Origin of the sequence: Paraburkholderia lebeckiae (genome assembly GCF_050436325.1) — a bacterium.
In the GTDB taxonomy this organism is placed as follows: Bacteria; Pseudomonadota; Gammaproteobacteria; order Burkholderiales; family Burkholderiaceae; genus Paraburkholderia; species Paraburkholderia tuberum.
Genome location: NZ_JBNDLZ010000003.1, coordinates 863080 through 880444, shown reverse-complemented (window position 1 = coordinate 880444; position 17365 = coordinate 863080). Strand labels below are relative to the sequence as shown.

The window sequence follows — 17365 nt, the reverse complement described above, 5'->3', positions numbered from 1 at the left end:
CTCAGTGGGCGCGTGAAAGATACGCGTTGAAGCCGTGGTCGAGATAGGCATTGAGCGGCAGGTCGTCGCTTAGCATGGCGGCATCGATATCGGCAAGTTCGGCGGTGCGCTGCTGATCTTCCCAGTACGCGATGCCGATCAGGCTCACGACCAGCGCGGCCAGCGGCCACGCGAGCGCGAAGCGGCGCAGCGGCCAGCGGCGGCGCGGCTCGAAGCCTCCCTGCGGTAGCTCCGCCATCCCGGCCGGCATGCCGGCGAACGCAGGCACGAACACCGGCGCGCTGACGGCTTCGGGCTTTTTGCGCGCCAACGCGGCACGACGCGCGGCAGCGAGCCGGTCGACGGTGGCGGGAGGGAGGCTGGCGGTGTTTTCGTCGAGAGCGCGGCGCAGTTGACGCGCAAACTCGAGTTCTGTGTTTTCAAGGGAGCTCATAGCGTGATTCCTTTCGCCTTGAGCGCTTGCGCCAGCGTGTGAGTGGCCCGGGAGCAGTGCGTTTTCACGCTGCCTTCGGAGCAGCCCATTGCGGCGGCAGTCTCGGCGACATCCATATCCTCCCAATAACGCATGAGAAACGCCTCCCGTTGACGTGCCGGTAATTTCTGGATCTCGTCGTCGATCGACTGAAGGACCTGCTCTCGTTCGAGCTTCTGTTCGTTGCTCTCGGCGCCAGCCGAACCCGCCTCGGCCTCCAGGGTTTCCAGCGGATCGAACTCGTCGTCGTCGGCATTGCCGAGCGACGAGAATAGACTAACCCAGGTGTTGCGTACTTTGGCACGGCGGAAATAGTCGTGCGTCGCATTCTGCAGAATACGCTGAAACAGCAGTGGTAGCTCGGCCGCCGGGCGGTCGCCGTATTTCTCGGCGAGCTTGATCATCGCGTCTTGCACGATGTCGAGGGACGCATCGTCGTCCCGCACGGCGTAGACCGTCTGCTTGAATGCGCGCCTTTCGACGCCCGCCAGAAAATCGGCGAGTTCCTTGTCTGATGCCATCCGGTTGGGGTCGGCGCAGCAAGCGTGCGCGTAATCGTCGAAAAATGTCGTAAAACTCGCGGATGCTAACAAACTTTTGCTCCGATAGGGGTGAAACCTGCTCAAGCTTGCATTTGCATGACAACCGACATTCCGTCCGATCGCGCGCTCCTACGCGCGAGCCAATGGCAATATTTTCTTGACCGCGAGCGCGTCAGAAGCTATCGTCGCTGGTTCGCAACATAAGTGAGTTGTCTCAATTGAGGTGTGGCCCAAGAAGCCTGCCTGTCAACTGGACGCGCCGCTTGAACCCGAGCCACAAGCCCGGCAGAGAGCACCCGATCAATTTTTTGCCGAAAATTCGAAAGGTGAATCAATGAATATGCCCAGCGCGGAATTCTCCACGTCGGATACGACCCCCCATCACGAAGCAGACTCTATCGGCGCCACCGTGCTCATGAAGGCACTGGCCGACGAAGACGTCGAGTTCATCTGGGGCTATCCCGGCGGCTCGGTACTCTACATTTACGACGAGCTGTACAAACAGGACAAGTTCCAGCATGTGCTCGTGCGCCACGAGCAGGCCGCCGTGCATGCCGCGGACGCCTACGCGCGCTCCACCGGCAAGGTCGGCGTGTGTCTCGTGACCTCCGGCCCCGGCGTCACCAACGCGGTGACCGGCATCGCGACCGCCTATATGGATTCGATCCCGTTGGTCGTGATCAGCGGCCAGGTGCCGACTGCCGCGATCGGTCAGGATGCATTCCAGGAATGCGACACGGTCGGCATCACCCGTCCCTGCGTGAAACACAACTTTCTCGTGAAGGACGTGCGCGATCTCGCCGCCACGGTCAAGAAAGCTTTCTACATCGCCCGTACCGGCCGTCCCGGCCCGGTGCTGATCGACATTCCGAAAGACGTGTCGAAGACCCCGTGCCAATACGAGCCGATCAAGAGCGTTTCGCTGCGCTCATACAACCCGGTCACGAAGGGCCACTCCGGTCAGATCCGCAAGGCGGTGTCGCTGCTGCTGTCGGCGAAGCGTCCGTATATCTACACCGGCGGCGGCATCGTGCTCGCGGACGCGTCGCGTGAATTGAACCAGTTCGCCGATCTGCTCGGCTATCCGGTCACAAATACGCTAATGGGTCTGGGCGGCTACCGCTCGAGCGACAAGAAATTCCTCGGCATGCTCGGCATGCACGGCACGTACGAAGCCAATATGGCGATGCAGCACTGCGACGTGCTGATCGCGATCGGCGCGCGCTTCGACGACCGCGTGATCGGCGATCCGAACCACTTCGCGTCGCGGCCGCGCAAGATCATCCACATTGACATCGATCCCTCTTCCATTTCCAAGCGCGTCAAGGTCGACATTCCGATCGTCGGCGACGTGAAGGAAGTGCTGAAGGAACTGATCGAGCAGTTGCAGACGGCCGAGCATGGCCCCGACGCCGCGGCGCTCGCCGACTGGTGGAAGGACATCGAAGGCTGGCGCGCGAAAGATTGCCTGAAGTTCGACCGCAAGAGCGACATCATCAAGCCGCAGTACGTGGTCGAAAAGGCGTGGGAGCTGACCGACGGCAACGCGTTCGTGTGCTCCGACGTTGGCCAGCACCAGATGTGGGCCGCGCAGTTCTACAAGTTCAACAAGCCGCGTCGCTGGATCAACTCCGGTGGCCTCGGCACGATGGGCTTCGGCTTACCGGCCGCGATGGGCGTGAAGATGGCACATCCGGACGACGACGTGCTGTGCATCACGGGCGAAGGCTCAATCCAGATGTGCATCCAGGAGCTGTCGACCTGCAAGCAGTACGAGCTGCCGATCAAGATTATTTCGCTGAATAACCGCTATCTGGGCATGGTGCGCCAGTGGCAGCAGATCGAATACAGCAAACGCTATTCGCATTCGTACATGGATGCGCTGCCGGACTTCGTGAAGCTCGCCGAAGCGTACGGACACGTGGGCATGCGCATCGAGCGCACGGCCGATGTGGAACCGGCGCTGAAGGAAGCGCTGCGCCTGAAGGATCGCACGGTGTTTCTCGACTTCCAGACCGATCCGACCGAAAACGTCTGGCCGATGGTTCAGGCCGGCAAGGGCATCACCGAGATGCTCATGGGTTCGGAAGATCTTTAACGACGGGGCGTCTGGATAAATCCAGCGCCGGCTTCGTGATGCGCGCCTTCACAAAAGGCGAGGGCAGACACGAAGCGGCGCCGCTCCGCTCGCAGACATCGACACATCATCTGGAAGAAGCGAAACATGAGACACATCATTTCCGTCCTGCTGGAAAACGAACCGGGCGCGCTGTCGCGCGTGGTGGGGCTGTTCTCAGCACGCGGCTACAACATTGAAACCTTGACGGTGGCTCCGACCGAAGACCGTTCGCTGTCGCGCATGACCATCGTCTCCGTTGGCTCGGACGACGTGATCGAACAGATCACGAAGCATCTGAACCGCCTGATCGAGGTGGTGAAAGTGGTCGACCTTACCGAGGGCGCCCACATCGAACGCGAGCTGATGCTGATCAAGGTGAGGGCGGTCGGCAAGGAACGTGAGGAGATGAAGCGGATGGCGGACATTTTCCGCGGCCGCATCATCGACGTCACTGAAAAGACCTACACGATCGAACTGACGGGGGCGAGCGACAAGCTCGACGCCTTCATCGAGGGGCTCGACTCCACGGCGATTCTCGAAACAGTCCGCACGGGCAGTTCGGGCATCGGTCGCGGCGAGCGCATTCTGAAGGTCTGACGTCGCGATCGCAAGGCCGGGCAACGCAGTATCGCCCAGCTGCCAACACCAACATTCGCAGTACCTGAATTTCTCTGAATCATCGAATCTAGCCAAGGAACCGACATGAAAGTTTTCTACGACAAGGACGCCGATCTTTCCCTCATCAAGGGCAAGCAGGTCACCATCATCGGCTATGGCTCGCAAGGCCATGCGCACGCGCTGAACCTGAAGGAAAGCGGCGTGAACATCACGGTCGGTCTGCGCAAGGGCGGCGCATCGTGGAGCAAGGCTGAAAACGCCGGCCTGCAAGTCAAGGAAGTCGCGGAAGCGGTGAAGGGCGCGGACGTCGTCATGATGCTGCTGCCGGACGAGCAGATCGCCGACGTGTACGCGAAGGAAGTCCACGCAAACATCAAGCAGGGCGCAGCGCTCGCGTTCGCGCACGGCTTCAACGTTCACTACGGCCAGGTGATCCCGCGTGCCGACCTCGATGTCATCATGATCGCGCCGAAGGCGCCGGGCCACACGGTTCGCGGCACCTACTCGCAAGGTGGCGGCGTGCCGCATCTGATCGCGGTTGCGCAGGACAAGTCGGGTGCGGCGCGCGACATCGCGCTGTCGTACGCAGCGGCTAACGGCGGCGGCCGTGCCGGCATCATCGAAACGAACTTCCGTGAAGAAACCGAAACCGACCTGTTCGGCGAGCAGGCTGTGCTGTGCGGCGGTACCGTCGACCTGATCAAGGCCGGCTTCGAAACGCTGGTCGAGGCGGGTTACGCGCCGGAAATGGCGTACTTCGAGTGCCTGCACGAACTGAAGCTGATCGTCGACCTGATCTACGAAGGCGGCATCGCGAACATGAACTACTCGATCTCGAACAACGCCGAGTACGGCGAGTACGTGACGGGTCCGCGCATCGTAACCGCTGAAACGAAGAAGGCGATGAAGGCCGTGCTGACCGACATCCAGACCGGCGAATACGCGAAGAGCTTCATCATTGAGAACAAGGCTGGCGCACCGACGCTGCAATCGCGTCGCCGTCTGACGGCCGAGCACCAGATCGAGCAGGTTGGCTCGAAGCTGCGGGCGATGATGCCTTGGATCGCGAAGAACAAGCTCGTCGACCAGTCGAAGAACTAGGCGTTTCGACGTAACGAGGTCCGGCGCGGCGCTTCGGCGCGGTGGCCCGGACCAGTCAAAAAGCCGTCCAAGGGTGCTGAACCCTGGGCGGCTTTTGCTATCCTACGGTTTTACAAAAACACAGAAGCCATCCATGAATTACCCTCATCCGATCATCGCGCGAGAAGGCTGGCCGTTCATCGCCATCGCGGCCGTCGTTGCATTACTGGTTCACGCCTTCGCGGGGTTCGGCTTTGCGTGGCTCTTCTGGCTGATCCTGATCTTCATCGTGCAGTTTTTCCGCGACCCAGCGCGTCCGATTCCGACGCAGGCCAACGCGGTGCTGTGTCCTGCCGACGGTCGTATCGTCGCGGTAGAAACCGCGCATGATCCTTATGCGAATCGCGAAGCGCTGAAGATCAGCGTGTTCATGAACGTATTCAACGTGCACTCGCAGCGCTCGCCGGTCGACGGCGCAATCTCGAAGGTCGAATACTTTCCTGGCGCGTATCTGAACGCGGCGGTCGATAAAGCCTCGCTCGAAAACGAGCGCAACGCGGTCGTGATCGAAATGGCCGGCGGCCAGACGGTCACGTCGGTGCAGATTGCCGGGCTGATCGCGCGGCGGATTCTTTGCTACGTCCGTGCAGGCGAGCCGCTGACCCGCGGCCAGCGTTACGGATTCATCCGCTTCGGTTCGCGCGTCGACGTGTATTTGCCGGTGGGCAGCCGTCCGCGCGTGTCGATCGGCGAGAAGGTGTCGGCGTCGTCCACGATCCTCGCCGAGCTGTAAAGCGGCATACAGGAGGTTGTCCGAATGGCCGCATTCAAACCGCGTCGACCCCGCAGCAGTGGACCGCTGCCGCGGCCGTTTCGTCGCAACAAGCCGCCGGTGGTCACGGAGTCGCCGGTCGCCGACAGCCGGCGCGCGCAGCGTCAGCAGTTCCTCAGAAAACGCGGCATCTACCTGCTGCCGAACGCGTTCACCACGGCCGCGCTGTTCTGCGGCTTCTTCGCCGTCGTGCAGGCGATGAACGTGCGCTTCGAGATCGCAGCGATCGCGATCTTCGTCGCGATGGTGCTCGATGGCATGGACGGCCGCGTCGCGCGCATGACGCATACGCAAAGCGCGTTTGGCGAGCAGTTCGATAGCCTGTCGGACATGGTGTCGTTCGGTGTTGCGCCCGCGCTCGTGATGTACGAGTGGATCCTGAAGGATCTCGGCCGTTGGGGCTGGCTCGCGGCGTTCGTCTATTGTTCCGGCGCGGCGCTACGGCTCGCGCGTTTCAACACGAATATCGGCGTGGTCGACAAGCGTTTCTTCCAGGGCATGCCGAGCCCGGCCGCGGCGGCACTGATCGCCGGTTTCGTGTGGCTCGCCACCGACAACCGCGTGCCGCTGAAGCTCGTCTGGCTGCCGTGGGTCGCCTTCGTGCTGACCATCTACGCGGGGGTAACGATGGTGTCGAACGCGCCGTTCTATAGCGGCAAGGCGCTCGACGTACGGCATCGCGTGCCGTTCGGCGTGATCCTGCTGGTGGTGGTCGCCTTCGTGCTCGTGTCGTCCGATCCGCCGCTGATGCTGTTCGGTCTGTTCGTGCTGTACGGTCTGTCCGGCTACGTGTTCTGGGCGTATCAGGCGGTGCGCGGCCGGGCCAATCCGGCGCGTTCGATGTCGCACGACCGCTGAGGATTTGACGAGCGCTGCGTCGCAGCGATGTACGAAAAACGGCGGCCCACAGGCTGCCGTTTTTCGTTGGTTGGTGCCGTTACGAGGTCGCTTCGGACTGCGCCGCAGGCCGCCCCGGTGTGCATTGCGCGGTAGCTGGAATGCCGCTATAGTCGTCGGATCAGTGCGTGGGCGTGGCCGATTTTGCCGGGTCGGCGAGGCCGTTCGCTGCGCCGCGCCATCATGCTTCGTTCACGCCCTTATGCGTTTTTGCGTTCCGTCCGCACCGGCCGCGATCATCGTGATCGCCCTACCTTGCCAGCGGCGGCGCCCATCGTCCCTTTCCAAAACCAAGTCCCATATCTGAACGACTCCCGAGGAGGCCCGACATGTCCGACAAACTGATCATTTTCGACACCACGCTGCGTGACGGCGAGCAATCGCCCGGCGCGTCGATGACGAAGGAAGAGAAGATCCGCATCGCCAGGCAACTCGAACGGATGAAAGTCGACGTGATCGAAGCGGGCTTCGCGGCCAGCTCGAACGGCGACTTCGATGCGATCCATACGATCGCCGGCCTCGTGAAGGACAGCACGATCTGCTCGCTTGCGCGCGCGAACGACAAGGACATACAGAAGGCCGCCGACGCACTGAAGCCGGCCGATCATTTCCGCATCCACACGTTCATCGCGACGTCGCCACTGCACATGGAGAAGAAGCTGCGGATGACGCCCGAACAGGTATTCGAGCAAGCCAGGCTTGCGGTGCGTTTTGCGCGCAAGTTCACCGACGACGTCGAATTCTCGCCGGAAGACGGCAGCCGCTCGGATTTGGACTTCCTGTGCCGCGTGCTGGAAGCGGTGATCGCCGAGGGCGCTACCACGATCAACATCGCGGACACCGTCGGCTACGGCGTGCCGGAACTCTATGGCCAACTCGTGAAGACGCTGCGCGAGCGCATTCCCAACTCGCACAAGGCGGTGTTCTCCGTGCATTGCCACAATGACCTCGGCATGGCGGTCGCGAATTCGCTCGCCGGCGTGCAGATTGGCGGCGCGCGCCAGGTCGAATGCACGATCAACGGTCTCGGCGAGCGCGCGGGCAATACCTCGCTCGAAGAAATCGTGATGGCAGTGAAGACCCGCAAGGATTACTTCGGACTCGACGTCGGCCTCGACACGACTCAGATCGTGCCGGCCTCGAAGCTCGTGTCGCAGATCACTGGCTTCGTCGTGCAGCCGAACAAGGCCGTGGTCGGCGCGAACGCTTTCGCGCACGCGTCGGGCATCCATCAGGATGGCGTCCTGAAGGCGCGCGATACCTACGAAATCATGCGCGCGGAAGACGTGGGTTGGGCCGCGAACAAGATCGTGCTCGGCAAGCTGTCGGGCCGCAATGCGTTCAAACAGCGTCTGCAGGAGCTTGGCATCGCGCTCGACAGCGAAGCCGAACTGAACACCGCCTTCGCGCGCTTCAAGGAACTCGCCGATCGCAAGGCGGAGATCTTCGACGAAGACATCATCGCCATCGTCAACGAGGAATCGGCGGAAGCGCACGAGAAGGAGCACTACAAGTTTCTGTCGATGTCGCAGCATTCCGAAACCGGCGAGCAGCCGCACGCGAAGGTCGTGTTCTCAGTAGAGGGTAAAGAGATCACCGGCGAAGCGCGCGGCAACGGACCGGTCGACGCCACCCTCAACGCGATCGAAACGGAAGTGGGCAGCGGCTCCGAACTGCTGCTGTACTCGGTCAACGCGATCACGACCGGCACGCAGGCGCAGGGCGAAGTGACCGTGCGGTTGTCGAAGAGCGGGCGCATCGTCAACGGCACGGGCACTGATCCGGATATCGTCGCGGCATCCGCGAAGGCATATTTTTCGGCGCTCAACAAGCTGTATTCGAATGCGGACAAGGTGAATCCGCAGCGCTCGGAGTAACGCGAGCATGGCGCGCCGGTAGCGCGCGATCGCTTGTGTGGATCGGAGGAGAAGCCCCGTGGTGCTCGGCACACGGGGCTTTTTTCTGCCGACATCGCGCAGCTGCGGCGGCGCGATATGACGAAACTACTCCGCCGTCGTGCGCCGCAGCGACCAGCCGCGCGTTGCGCGGGCCTGCTCGCGGACTTGAAATCTGACGTCGACGGTAATCCCACGGCGAGGCGCATCGGCGACGAACGCGTCCAGCAGTTCGCGCACGTCGTGATCGACGAAATCGGCGCGTGTCGCATCGACGATGACGGTGGCGCCATCCGGAATCTGCTGCAGATAGTGCTTGAGCGGCACCTTGCCGAGAAACGACACGTCCTTGCGAAACGACAGCAGGTAGTGATCGCCATGCTGCGCGAGCACGATCGGGCCGCGCAGGTTTGCGTGCAGCGCGAACAGCATGCTGCACAGGATGCCGAGCACGATACCGATCAGCAGATCGGTGACGAGCACACCGACGACTGTCACGATAAATGGTGCGAACGGCGCGAATCCCTGCCGCGCGAGCCCGGCGAACAACGACGGCTTGGCGAGTTTGAACCCGGTGAAGATCAGGATCGCGGCAAGGCAGGCGAGCGGGATCAGGTTGATCACGCTCGTGAGCGCGAACACGCTAACGAGAAGCAACACGCCGTGAACGATCGCCGAGAGTCGGCTTTTTGCGCCGGCATGGACGTTCGCGGAACTACGCACGATCACCGCGGTGATCGGCAGGCCGCCGATCGCACCCGCGATCAGATTGCCCACGCCCTGCGCCTTCAGCTCGCGATCGGGAGGCGCGCGGCGGCGCTCCGGATCGATTTGTTCGACCGCTTCGAGGCTCAGTAGCGTTTCGAGACTTGCGAGGATAGCGATCGTGATCGCAACGCGCCATATGTCGGGATTGATGAGCTGAGCGAACCGTGGGCCGAAGTCGGCCGACGCGAGCACGGCCTGCAGTGCCGCGAACGATTCCAGCGACGGCAACGCGACCCGCCCTTCGGCGGGCGGTGCCAACGATGGCGCGACGAGATTGAGGGTGAGCGTCGCGCCGATGCCGAGCAGCACCACCGCGAGCGGCGCGGGCATGATGCGCACGACAGCGAAGCGGCGCAGCGCGCGTGTTTCCCAGCCGGCGAGGATCGCGAGCGACAGCAGTGTGATCAGCGCGGCGGTCAGTGAGATTGGGCCGAGCGGCGTTGCGACCGCCGCCGCCGACTGGACGGAGTCGGCGGTGCCGGATAGCCCCAGCGCAACGGGAAACTGCTTGAGGATCAACAGCACGCCGATGGCGGCGAGCATCCCCTTGATCACCGGCGACGGCACGTAGGCGGCGAACCGGCCGGCCTTGAGCATGCCGAAGGCGAACTGGATGACGCCCGACAGCAGTACGGCCAGCAGGAAAGCGGAAAAGCCGCCAAGCCGTGCGATGCCGTCGACGACGATCACGACGAGGCCCGCGGCCGGGCCGCTCACGCTCAGACGCGAGCCGCTCAGCGCGGCAACCACGAGCCCGCCAATGATGCCGGACACCAGTCCGGCAAACGGGTCGACGCCCGATGCGTGAGCAATGCCGAGGCATAGCGGCAAGGCCACCAGAAAAACGGCCGTTCCGGCGAGCACGTCGCTCTGGAGCGCGGAAAAAGAGGTTTGATTATCCATGGTGTCGAAGAGCGAGAGGTGGGACGATGGGCGACGCGCTTCGCTAGGCCGCGCTGTGCGCGGCGGTCGTGCAGGTCATCGCGTCGTCGGCGGTATAGCCGGAGGTGAGAACCTTGATGCGCCCGTCGTCGAGCGCAAAGATCCAGCCGTGCACGAGCGGCGCCGGCTCAGCCTCGTGCACGATCGGGCTCGCCCGTAGCTGCCGCACCTGTTCGAGCACGTTCAGCTCGGCGAGGCGATTGACGCGATCCGGCTCGGTCGCCGCGCCGTCCAGCTCCGAGTGATGCGTTTTGGCGAGTGCGCAGAGCGGCGCGATACGGCGGTTCACATGGGGAAGCGCGGGGTCCGGCGGCAGCAGCGCGGCGCGCACGCCGCCGCAGCCATAGTGGCCGCAGACGATCACATGGCCGACCTTGAGCACCCGCACTGCGTATTCAAGGACGCTCGCGACGTTGTCGTCGCCGGGATGAAACAGGTTGGCGATGTTGCGATGGACGAACAGATCGCCGGGCTCGCAATGCGTGATCGTTTCGGCGGGCACGCGGCTGTCCGCGCAGCCGATCCACAGAATGTGCGGATTCTGTCCGCGCATCAGGTCGCGAAAAAATGCCGGATTACGCGTCGCGGTTTCATGGGCCCACGCGACGTTGGCGACCAGCAGGTGTTTGGGTCGGTTCATCGTAGCAACTCCGTATGAGAGGCAATTGAGCTGGCACCGGACCGAAAGCGTGTCTGCACGTGATTGCGAGCCGGTGCCCGAACGGTGTTTACAATAACCTTTCTTTCGCAAAATTATTGACGTAAGCAGGATAAAATTCTGTTTTATGCTTAAGCAATAAAAAAGCCGCCTATGGAAGGCGGCTTTTTTGAGATTTGGTGCTTCTTCCGAAGAGGGCGCTCAGTGCTCAGAACAGATTGCGGCGGTCAGGGTCGTGCAGCGGGTCGGGGGTCTTCTGCGTGAGGCGCAAGATGCCCTGGTCATCGAAGTAGAAGTTGTACAACATGTACCAGACGTTGTCTTCGAGATAGCGATAGGTCCAGACTTCGCGCCTCATCAACGGGAAGTACGACGTTTCGACCGGGCGGCCGAAGTTCACCAGCACGTCGCCGCGCGTCCATTTGCCGATCTCGGCGCGGTAGAACTCGTTGGGCTGCAGCACCTGGCGCATGTTGATGATCTTGCCGGCCGCGTCGATGTCGGCGGCGGTGGTGGTTTCGCCCATTGGTTGGGTCGGCCACATCAGACGCTTGCCGCCGTCGGGCAGATCATAGGTTTCGCGCGGCGGGCCGAGGCGCGCGATGACCGTCGATGCGTCCGCTCCCGGTTGATACTGCTGCCACGGCTGGGCGCAGCCGGCGACCGCGAGCACGCTCAGGCAAACGAGCGCGGCGCGGCGCAGACTGGCGCCGGCCGGGGCTGTGATAGCAGCCGCCGTGGGGTGGTGGCGGTTCGGCATGTATTCCTCCGATGTCGTTTGAATAGCGGTTCTTATCATCGAAAACGCACTATTTTGACACGTGCTGCGGCGAAAGAACGGCGCTGCCTGAACGTGCGTCGCCACCAAACGGCAACGGATGCGCCGGCTTGCCTATTCCGTGCGCGTCATCCTATGATCCGGGCTTCGAAGATTCAGGCGGGACAACCATGACGGCGATGTGGCGAGGGGCGGCGGCGGTTGCGCTGACGGCGATTTCGATGGCGGCGGCGGGAGTTGGCGTGGCTGAGGCGGCGAATCCGGCGTCGACGGGCGCGAGTCAGGCGTCCGCGCAGGGGACCGTTCCGGCCACCGGCAAGCCGGGGAGCCGCGCGGCCACGCTGGCGACAAGCCCGGCCGGTAATCACGCAAGCAAGTCCGCGAGCCTGCCGGCCGGCAAATTCACCGGCAAGCCAATCCAGCTCGCGCTGATCGAAGGCATGTCCGGCCCGTTCGCGAACGCGGGCGCGGCGGTCGAGCGCAATCTGCGTTTCGGTGTCGAGCAGGTCAACGTGCACGGCGGCGTGGAGCTCGCGGACGGCGCACATCCGTTCGAACTCGTCGTGCTCGACAGCAAGGGCAGCACGGAGGAAGCGCTGACGCAATTGCGCGCGGCCGCGGATCGCCATATCGGCTACATCCTGCAGGGCAATAGCTCGGCGGTCGCCGCGGCGCTGATCGGCGCAATCGGGAAGCAGAACAGCCGCGAGCCGGACAACCGCGAACTGTTCCTCAACTACTCCGCCGACGACCCCGCGCTCACCAACGCGGACTGCAGCTTCTGGCACTTCCGCTTCGACGCGCACGCCGGCATGCGGATGGCCGCGCTCGCCGAGGTGATCGAGCGCGACAAGGCGGTGAAAAAGGTGTACCTGCTGAACCAGGATTACAGCTTCGGACACGACGTGAGCAGCCTCGCGCGTTCGACGCTCGCGGCGAAGCGTCCCGACATCGCGGTGGTCGGCGACGAATTTCACCCGATCGGCCGCGTGAAGGATTTCGCGCCGTACATCGCGAAGATCCGCGGGAGCGGCGCGGACGCCGTGATCACCGGCAACTGGGGCAACGACCTGACGCTGCTCGTGAAGGCGGCGCGCGAGCAGGGCCTCGACACGAAGTTCTACACGTTCTACGGCAACAGCCTCGGCGCGCCGGCCGCGCTTGGCGAAGCAGGCGTGGGTCGCGTGATCGCGGTGGCCGAGTGGCATCCGAATGTCGGTGGCGCGGCCTCCGACGCGTGGTATGCGGCATTCCGCGCGCGCTTTCCGGCCGCCCAGGACGACTATCCGGTGCTGCGCATGCCACTGATGATCGAAACGCTCGCCGCCGCGATGAGCCGCGCCGGCAGCGCCGATCCGACGGCGGTCGCGAAAGCGCTCGAGGGCATCCGCTTCGACAACGCTCTTCATGCATCGTGGATGCGCGCCGATGACCATCAGCTGATCCAGCCCCTCTACGTGATGCAGATGGACAAAGCCGGCACACCCGGCGTGCATTTCGATAACGAAGGGTCGGGCTATGGCTTTCGCACGGTGCTGGTGCTACCAGCCGAGCGCACACTATTGCCGACGGTCTGCCGGATGCGGCGCCCCTGAGCGCCCGCGAGCGACACTCGATCCGCCTTGCTGGCCCGGGGTTCGCGGCCGGAATCGGCTGTGCTACAATACGCGTCCCGTTGTTGGGCTGGGTTCTGATTCAGTTAATTCAGCCACGAACGGGACTCAGTAAATTGTGAAACGGGTATCCCACGGCACGGCCTTTCTTCCGTGACCGCCTGTCCAGTTATCAAGGAAATTGACATGTCCGCAGTTGAAGCAAGCAAGAAGTCGGAAGTCGTCGCGCAATTCGCACGCGCAGCCAACGATACCGGCTCCCCCGAAGTTCAGGTCGCGCTGCTCACGACCCGTATCAACGAACTGACCTCCCACTTCAAGGAGCACACGAAGGATCACCACAGCCGCCGCGGTCTGCTGCGCATGGTGAGCCGCCGTCGCAAGTTGCTCGACTACCTGAAGGGTAAGGACGCGGATCGTTACCGCAGCCTGATCGAGAAGCTGGGTCTGCGTAAGTAATCGGCCAGTCGTTCAGCAAGATGCCTGTGTCAGTTTCGCTGATACAGGCATTTTGTTTTTGCGCGGCGCGCTTCGTGTAACGCGCAGCGCCTGTGATCCTCGGCGTATGCCGGTTCGCGCGGCGTCTACGGGCAAGCGCAGTAGGAGTAGCAGAACAGCAGTAGAAGAAGCAGTAACAGGAAACAAGGCCGGGCTTCAGGGCGGAGTTTTGTGTCATTCCAGCGGTTCGCGCGCAGTCGCAGCACGTGACTCTCTGGAATGGCATAGCACGACTCTTCCCATGCGGCGCCGGCTTGGCGTTGCCGCGCCGCTCCGGTCCGCGCGGCATTACGATGAGGAAAAGCAATGACTATGTTCAATAAGATCGTCAAAGAGTTTAAGTGGGGGCAGCACAACGTTCGCCTCGAAACCGGTGAAATCGCTCGCCAGGCGGGCGGCGCGGTGATCGTCGACGTCGAAGATACCGTGGTGCTCGCCACCGTGGTCGGCGCGAAGACCGCGAAGCCGGGCCAGGACTTCTTCCCGCTCACCGTCGATTACATCGAAAAGACCTACGCCGCCGGCAAGATCCCGGGCGGCTTCTTCCGCCGCGAAGGCCGTCCGTCGGAAGGCGAGACGCTGATCTCGCGCCTGATCGACCGTCCGCTGCGTCCGCTCTTCCCGGAAGGCTTCTACAACGAAGTGCAGGTCGTGATTCACGTGCTGTCGCTGAATCCGGAAATCCCCGCCGACATCCCTGCGCTGATCGGCGCCTCGGCGGCGCTCGCGGTGTCCGGTCTGCCGTTCAACGGCCCGGTCGGCGCGGCGCGCGTGGCCTACATCAACAACGAATACGTGCTGAACCCGACGCGTCCGCAGATGAAGGAATCGGCGCTCGACCTCGTCGTCGCCGGCACGGAACGCGCGGTGCTGATGGTCGAATCGGAAGCGCAGCAATTGAGCGAAGAAGTGATGCTCGGTGCCGTCGTGTTCGGTCATGAACAGATGCAGACCGCGATCGACGCGATCCACGAACTGGTCCGCGAAGGCGGCAAGCCCGAGTGGGACTGGCAGCCGGCCGCGAAGAACGAAGCGCTGATCGCGCGCGTGACCGAATTTGCGCAAGCGGAACTGCTCGCCGCGTACCAGATCCGCGACAAGCAGGCTCGCTCGACCAAGCTGAAGGAAGTCTACGCGGCGACCTCGGCAAGGCTCGAGGAAGAAGCGGCGGCAGCGGGCACCGTGGCGGCCGACAAGGCATCGGTCGGAAACGTGCTGTTCGACATCGAAGCGAAGATCGTCCGGACGCAGATCCTGAACGGCGAGCCGCGTATCGACGGGCGCGACACGCGCACAGTGCGTCCGATCGAAATCCGCACCGGCGTGCTGCCGCGTACCCACGGCTCGGCGCTGTTCACGCGCGGCGAGACGCAGGCGATGGTGGTCGCGACGCTCGGCACGAAGGGCGACGAGCAAAATATCGACGCGCTCGAAGGCGAGTATCGCGAACGCTTCATGCTCCACTACAACATGCCTCCGTTCGCGACCGGCGAAACAGGTCGCGTCGGTTCGCCGAAGCGCCGTGAAATCGGTCACGGCCGTCTCGCCAAACGCGCGCTCGTCGCGTGCCTGCCGAGCGCCGACGAATTCGGCTACTCGATCCGCGTCGTGTCGGAAATCACCGAGTCGAACGGTTCGTCGTCGATGGCTTCGGTGTGCGGCGGCTGCCTCGCGCTGATGGACGCCGGCGTGCCGATGAAGGCGCACGTCGCCGGTATCGCGATGGGCCTGATCCTCGAAGGTAATCGCTTCGCGGTCTTGACCGACATTCTCGGCGACGAAGATCATCTCGGCGACATGGACTTCAAGGTCGCGGGTACGGAACAAGGCGTGACCGCGCTGCAGATGGACATCAAGATTCAGGGCATCACGAAGGAAATCATGCAGGTCGCGCTCGCGCAGGCGAAGGAAGGCCGCATGCACATCCTCGGCAAGATGACCTCGGCCGTGGCTGGCGCGAACACCCAACTGTCGGAGTTCGCACCGCGCATGATCACGATCAAGATCAACCCGGAAAAAATTCGCGACGTGATCGGCAAGGGCGGCTCGGTGATCCGCGCGCTCACCGAAGAAACCGGCACGACGATCGACATTTCCGACGACGGCGTCGTCACGATCGCGAGCACGAACAGCGAAGGCATGGCCGAAGCGAAGCGTCGTATCGAAGCGATCACGATGGAAGTCGAAGTGGGCCAGGTGTACGAAGGCACCGTGCTCAAGCTGCTCGACTTCGGCGCGATCGTGAACATCCTGCCGGGTAAGGATGGTCTGCTGCATATCTCCGAGATCGCGAACGAGCGCATCAAGGACATCAACGACTATCTGAAGGATGGCCAGCAGGTGAAGGTCAAGGTCATCCAGACGGACGAGAAGGGTCGTGTGCGTCTGTCGGCGAAGGCATTGCTGAACGACGCGGAGCAAGGCGAGCCGACGCCGCAGTAAGGCGGTAGCGGACAAACGGCCGGCCGTGTCATGCGCGCCGGCCGTTTTTCATGCAGGATGGATTGCGTTGCGCATTCGAATCGCAGCGCGGCGCTACGGCAGACGGCAGCAACGGGTAGGTAACGCAATCCAATCTTGGAGTTGACGCAGATGAAAGCGATCGAAATCACTGAATTCGGTGCGCCGGAAGTCCTCAAGCTGGCGGAGCGTCCGACGCCGCAGCTCAAGACTGGCGAGGTGCTGATCAAGGTGGCGGCATCCGGCATCAATCGTCCGGACGTGTTTCAGCGCAAGGGCGGCTATGCGCCGCCGCCGGGAGCGTCGGATCTGCCGGGGCTGGAGGTGGCGGGCGAGATCGTCGGTGGCACGATCGACGCGAAGAACAACCCGTTCGGTCTGAAGATCGGCGATCGCGTGTGTGCGCTGCTCGCGGGCGGCGGCTACGCGGAATTTGCGACTGCGCCACTGCTGCAATGCCTGCCCGTGCCGGCGGGGTTGTCGGATATCGAAGCGGCTTCGCTGCCTGAGACGTTTTTCACGGTGTGGAGCAACGTCTTCAATCGCGCGCAGCTCGGCCAGGGCGAGGGCGGTGCGAATGAAACGCTGCTCGTGCAGGGTGGTTCGAGCGGCATCGGCGTGACGGCGATCCAGATTGCGCATGCGCTCGGCTTCCGTGTGTTCGCGACCGCGGGCTCGGACGAAAAGTGCCGCGCGTGCGAAGCGCTCGGCGCCGAACGCGCGATCAACTACAGGACTGAAGATTTCGTCGAAGTCATCAAGTCGCTGACCAACGATCGCGGCGTGGACGTGATCCTCGACATGGTGGCAGGCAGCTACGTGCCGCGCGAATTGTCGGCTCTCGCCGACGGTGGCCGTATCGTACTAATTGCGCTGCTCGGCGGCGCGAAGGCGGAGCTGAACCTGAACGAAGTGTTGCGCCGCCGTCTGACGGTTACCGGTTCGACGCTGCGACCACGGCCGATCGAGTTCAAGGCGCAGATCGCCGCGCAACTGAAGGAGCGCGTGTGGCCGCATCTCGAAGCTGGGCGCATCAAGCCGGTCGTGCATCGCGTGTTTCCGGCCGCCCAGGCTGCCGAGGCGCATGCGCTGATGGAAAGCGGCACGCACGTCGGCAAGATCGTGTTGACGTGGGGTCAGGAGGCTTGACATCATCGGTTTGACCCGATCCATCCCACGCAGTAAAATTGCGC

The 17365-nt window shown here is 63.0% G+C and carries 15 protein-coding genes; 10 read left to right on the top strand and 5 right to left on the bottom strand.

Annotated elements, in window-relative coordinates; genetic code table 11:
• Position 1: 1 nt before the first annotated feature.
• Positions 2–433 (bottom strand): DUF3619 family protein, encoded by a 432-nt coding sequence (locus OKW44_RS21995; RefSeq protein WP_018419997.1) that lies wholly within the window; start codon positions 431–433, stop codon positions 2–4.
• The gene (locus OKW44_RS21990; RefSeq protein WP_018419998.1) at positions 430–993 is read right to left on the bottom strand and encodes an RNA polymerase sigma factor; all 564 of its coding nucleotides are present in this window, start codon (positions 991–993) and stop codon (positions 430–432) included. The genes OKW44_RS21995 and OKW44_RS21990 overlap by 4 nt, the downstream gene beginning before the upstream one ends.
• Before the next feature lie 355 nt (positions 994–1348).
• Here OKW44_RS21990 and OKW44_RS21985 point away from each other — a divergent pair, with 355 nt between their 5' ends.
• The 6 genes from OKW44_RS21985 (at position 1349) to OKW44_RS21960 (ending at position 8437) form a co-directional block, all read left to right on the top strand.
• Positions 1349–3112: an acetolactate synthase 3 catalytic subunit gene (locus OKW44_RS21985; protein WP_026225700.1), complete on the top strand. Its 1764-nt coding sequence runs from the start codon at positions 1349–1351 to the stop codon at positions 3110–3112.
• Positions 3113–3238: 126 nt separating this feature from the next.
• Positions 3239–3730, top strand: coding sequence for an acetolactate synthase small subunit (gene ilvN / locus OKW44_RS21980; protein WP_018420000.1), 492 nt, complete (start codon positions 3239–3241; stop codon positions 3728–3730).
• Positions 3731–3835: 105 nt separating this feature from the next.
• Complete coding sequence (gene ilvC / locus OKW44_RS21975; RefSeq protein WP_008920617.1) at positions 3836–4852, top strand: ketol-acid reductoisomerase; 1017 nt, start codon at positions 3836–3838, stop codon at positions 4850–4852.
• 133 nt (positions 4853–4985) lie between these two features.
• Positions 4986–5624, top strand: a complete 639-nt coding sequence (locus tag OKW44_RS21970) for a phosphatidylserine decarboxylase (protein WP_018420001.1) — start codon at positions 4986–4988, stop codon at positions 5622–5624.
• A gap of 24 nt (positions 5625–5648) precedes the next feature.
• Positions 5649–6521 carry a CDP-diacylglycerol--serine O-phosphatidyltransferase gene (gene pssA / locus OKW44_RS21965; protein WP_018420002.1) on the top strand — a complete coding sequence of 291 codons (873 nt, stop codon included), beginning with the start codon at positions 5649–5651 and terminating at the stop codon, positions 6519–6521.
• Positions 6522–6889: 368 nt separating this feature from the next.
• Positions 6890–8437, top strand: coding sequence for a 2-isopropylmalate synthase (locus OKW44_RS21960; protein WP_018420003.1), 1548 nt, complete (start codon positions 6890–6892; stop codon positions 8435–8437).
• Positions 8438–8563: 126 nt separating this feature from the next.
• Here the strand turns inward: OKW44_RS21960 and OKW44_RS21955 are convergent, their stop codons facing one another.
• The 3 genes from OKW44_RS21955 to OKW44_RS21945 all read right to left on the bottom strand — a co-directional run bounded on the left by OKW44_RS21955 (position 8564) and on the right by OKW44_RS21945 (position 11583).
• Positions 8564–10126, bottom strand: a complete 1563-nt coding sequence (locus tag OKW44_RS21955; protein ID WP_018420004.1) for a SulP family inorganic anion transporter — start codon at positions 10124–10126, stop codon at positions 8564–8566.
• 43 nt (positions 10127–10169) lie between these two features.
• The gene (locus OKW44_RS21950; RefSeq protein ID WP_018420005.1) at positions 10170–10805 is read right to left on the bottom strand and encodes a carbonic anhydrase; all 636 of its coding nucleotides are present in this window, start codon (positions 10803–10805) and stop codon (positions 10170–10172) included.
• A gap of 226 nt (positions 10806–11031) precedes the next feature.
• Positions 11032–11583: a hypothetical protein gene (locus tag OKW44_RS21945; protein WP_018420006.1), complete on the bottom strand. Its 552-nt coding sequence runs from the start codon at positions 11581–11583 to the stop codon at positions 11032–11034.
• A 188-nt stretch (positions 11584–11771) separates the two neighbouring features.
• Here OKW44_RS21945 and OKW44_RS21940 point away from each other — a divergent pair, with 188 nt between their 5' ends.
• The 4 genes from OKW44_RS21940 to OKW44_RS21925 all read left to right on the top strand — a co-directional run bounded on the left by OKW44_RS21940 (position 11772) and on the right by OKW44_RS21925 (position 17321).
• On the top strand, positions 11772–13196 hold the full coding sequence (locus OKW44_RS21940) for a branched-chain amino acid ABC transporter substrate-binding protein (protein ID WP_018420007.1): 1425 nt from the start codon (positions 11772–11774) through the stop codon (positions 13194–13196).
• Between the two features lie 204 nt (positions 13197–13400).
• Positions 13401–13673 carry a 30S ribosomal protein S15 gene (rpsO, locus tag OKW44_RS21935; protein ID WP_008920609.1) on the top strand — a complete coding sequence of 91 codons (273 nt, stop codon included), beginning with the start codon at positions 13401–13403 and terminating at the stop codon, positions 13671–13673.
• Between the two features lie 345 nt (positions 13674–14018).
• Complete coding sequence (gene pnp / locus OKW44_RS21930; protein ID WP_026225701.1) at positions 14019–16154, top strand: polyribonucleotide nucleotidyltransferase; 2136 nt, start codon at positions 14019–14021, stop codon at positions 16152–16154.
• Between the two features lie 150 nt (positions 16155–16304).
• The gene (locus OKW44_RS21925; protein WP_026225702.1) at positions 16305–17321 is read left to right on the top strand and encodes an NAD(P)H-quinone oxidoreductase; all 1017 of its coding nucleotides are present in this window, start codon (positions 16305–16307) and stop codon (positions 17319–17321) included.
• The last annotated feature ends 44 nt before the right edge of the window (positions 17322–17365 follow it).

Excerpts from the sequence above, each read along its gene's own strand:
- OKW44_RS21995 (WP_018419997.1), bottom strand. The coding sequence starts at position 433 with ATGAGCTCCCTTGAAAACACAGAACTCGAGTTTGCGCGTCAACTGCGC.
- OKW44_RS21990 (WP_018419998.1), bottom strand. The coding sequence starts at position 993 with ATGGCATCAGACAAGGAACTCGCCGATTTTCTGGCGGGCGTCGAAAGG.
- OKW44_RS21985 (WP_026225700.1), top strand. The coding sequence starts at position 1,349 with ATGAATATGCCCAGCGCGGAATTCTCCACGTCGGATACGACCCCCCAT.
- ilvN (WP_018420000.1), top strand. The coding sequence starts at position 3,239 with ATGAGACACATCATTTCCGTCCTGCTGGAAAACGAACCGGGCGCGCTG.
- ilvC (WP_008920617.1), top strand. The coding sequence starts at position 3,836 with ATGAAAGTTTTCTACGACAAGGACGCCGATCTTTCCCTCATCAAGGGC.
- OKW44_RS21970 (WP_018420001.1), top strand. The coding sequence starts at position 4,986 with ATGAATTACCCTCATCCGATCATCGCGCGAGAAGGCTGGCCGTTCATC.
- pssA (WP_018420002.1), top strand. The coding sequence starts at position 5,649 with ATGGCCGCATTCAAACCGCGTCGACCCCGCAGCAGTGGACCGCTGCCG.
- OKW44_RS21960 (WP_018420003.1), top strand. The coding sequence starts at position 6,890 with ATGTCCGACAAACTGATCATTTTCGACACCACGCTGCGTGACGGCGAG.
- OKW44_RS21955 (WP_018420004.1), bottom strand. The coding sequence starts at position 10,126 with ATGGATAATCAAACCTCTTTTTCCGCGCTCCAGAGCGACGTGCTCGCC.
- OKW44_RS21950 (WP_018420005.1), bottom strand. The coding sequence starts at position 10,805 with ATGAACCGACCCAAACACCTGCTGGTCGCCAACGTCGCGTGGGCCCAT.
- OKW44_RS21945 (WP_018420006.1), bottom strand. The coding sequence starts at position 11,583 with ATGCCGAACCGCCACCACCCCACGGCGGCTGCTATCACAGCCCCGGCC.
- OKW44_RS21940 (WP_018420007.1), top strand. The coding sequence starts at position 11,772 with ATGACGGCGATGTGGCGAGGGGCGGCGGCGGTTGCGCTGACGGCGATT.
- rpsO (WP_008920609.1), top strand. The coding sequence starts at position 13,401 with ATGTCCGCAGTTGAAGCAAGCAAGAAGTCGGAAGTCGTCGCGCAATTC.
- pnp (WP_026225701.1), top strand. The coding sequence starts at position 14,019 with ATGACTATGTTCAATAAGATCGTCAAAGAGTTTAAGTGGGGGCAGCAC.
- OKW44_RS21925 (WP_026225702.1), top strand. The coding sequence starts at position 16,305 with ATGAAAGCGATCGAAATCACTGAATTCGGTGCGCCGGAAGTCCTCAAG.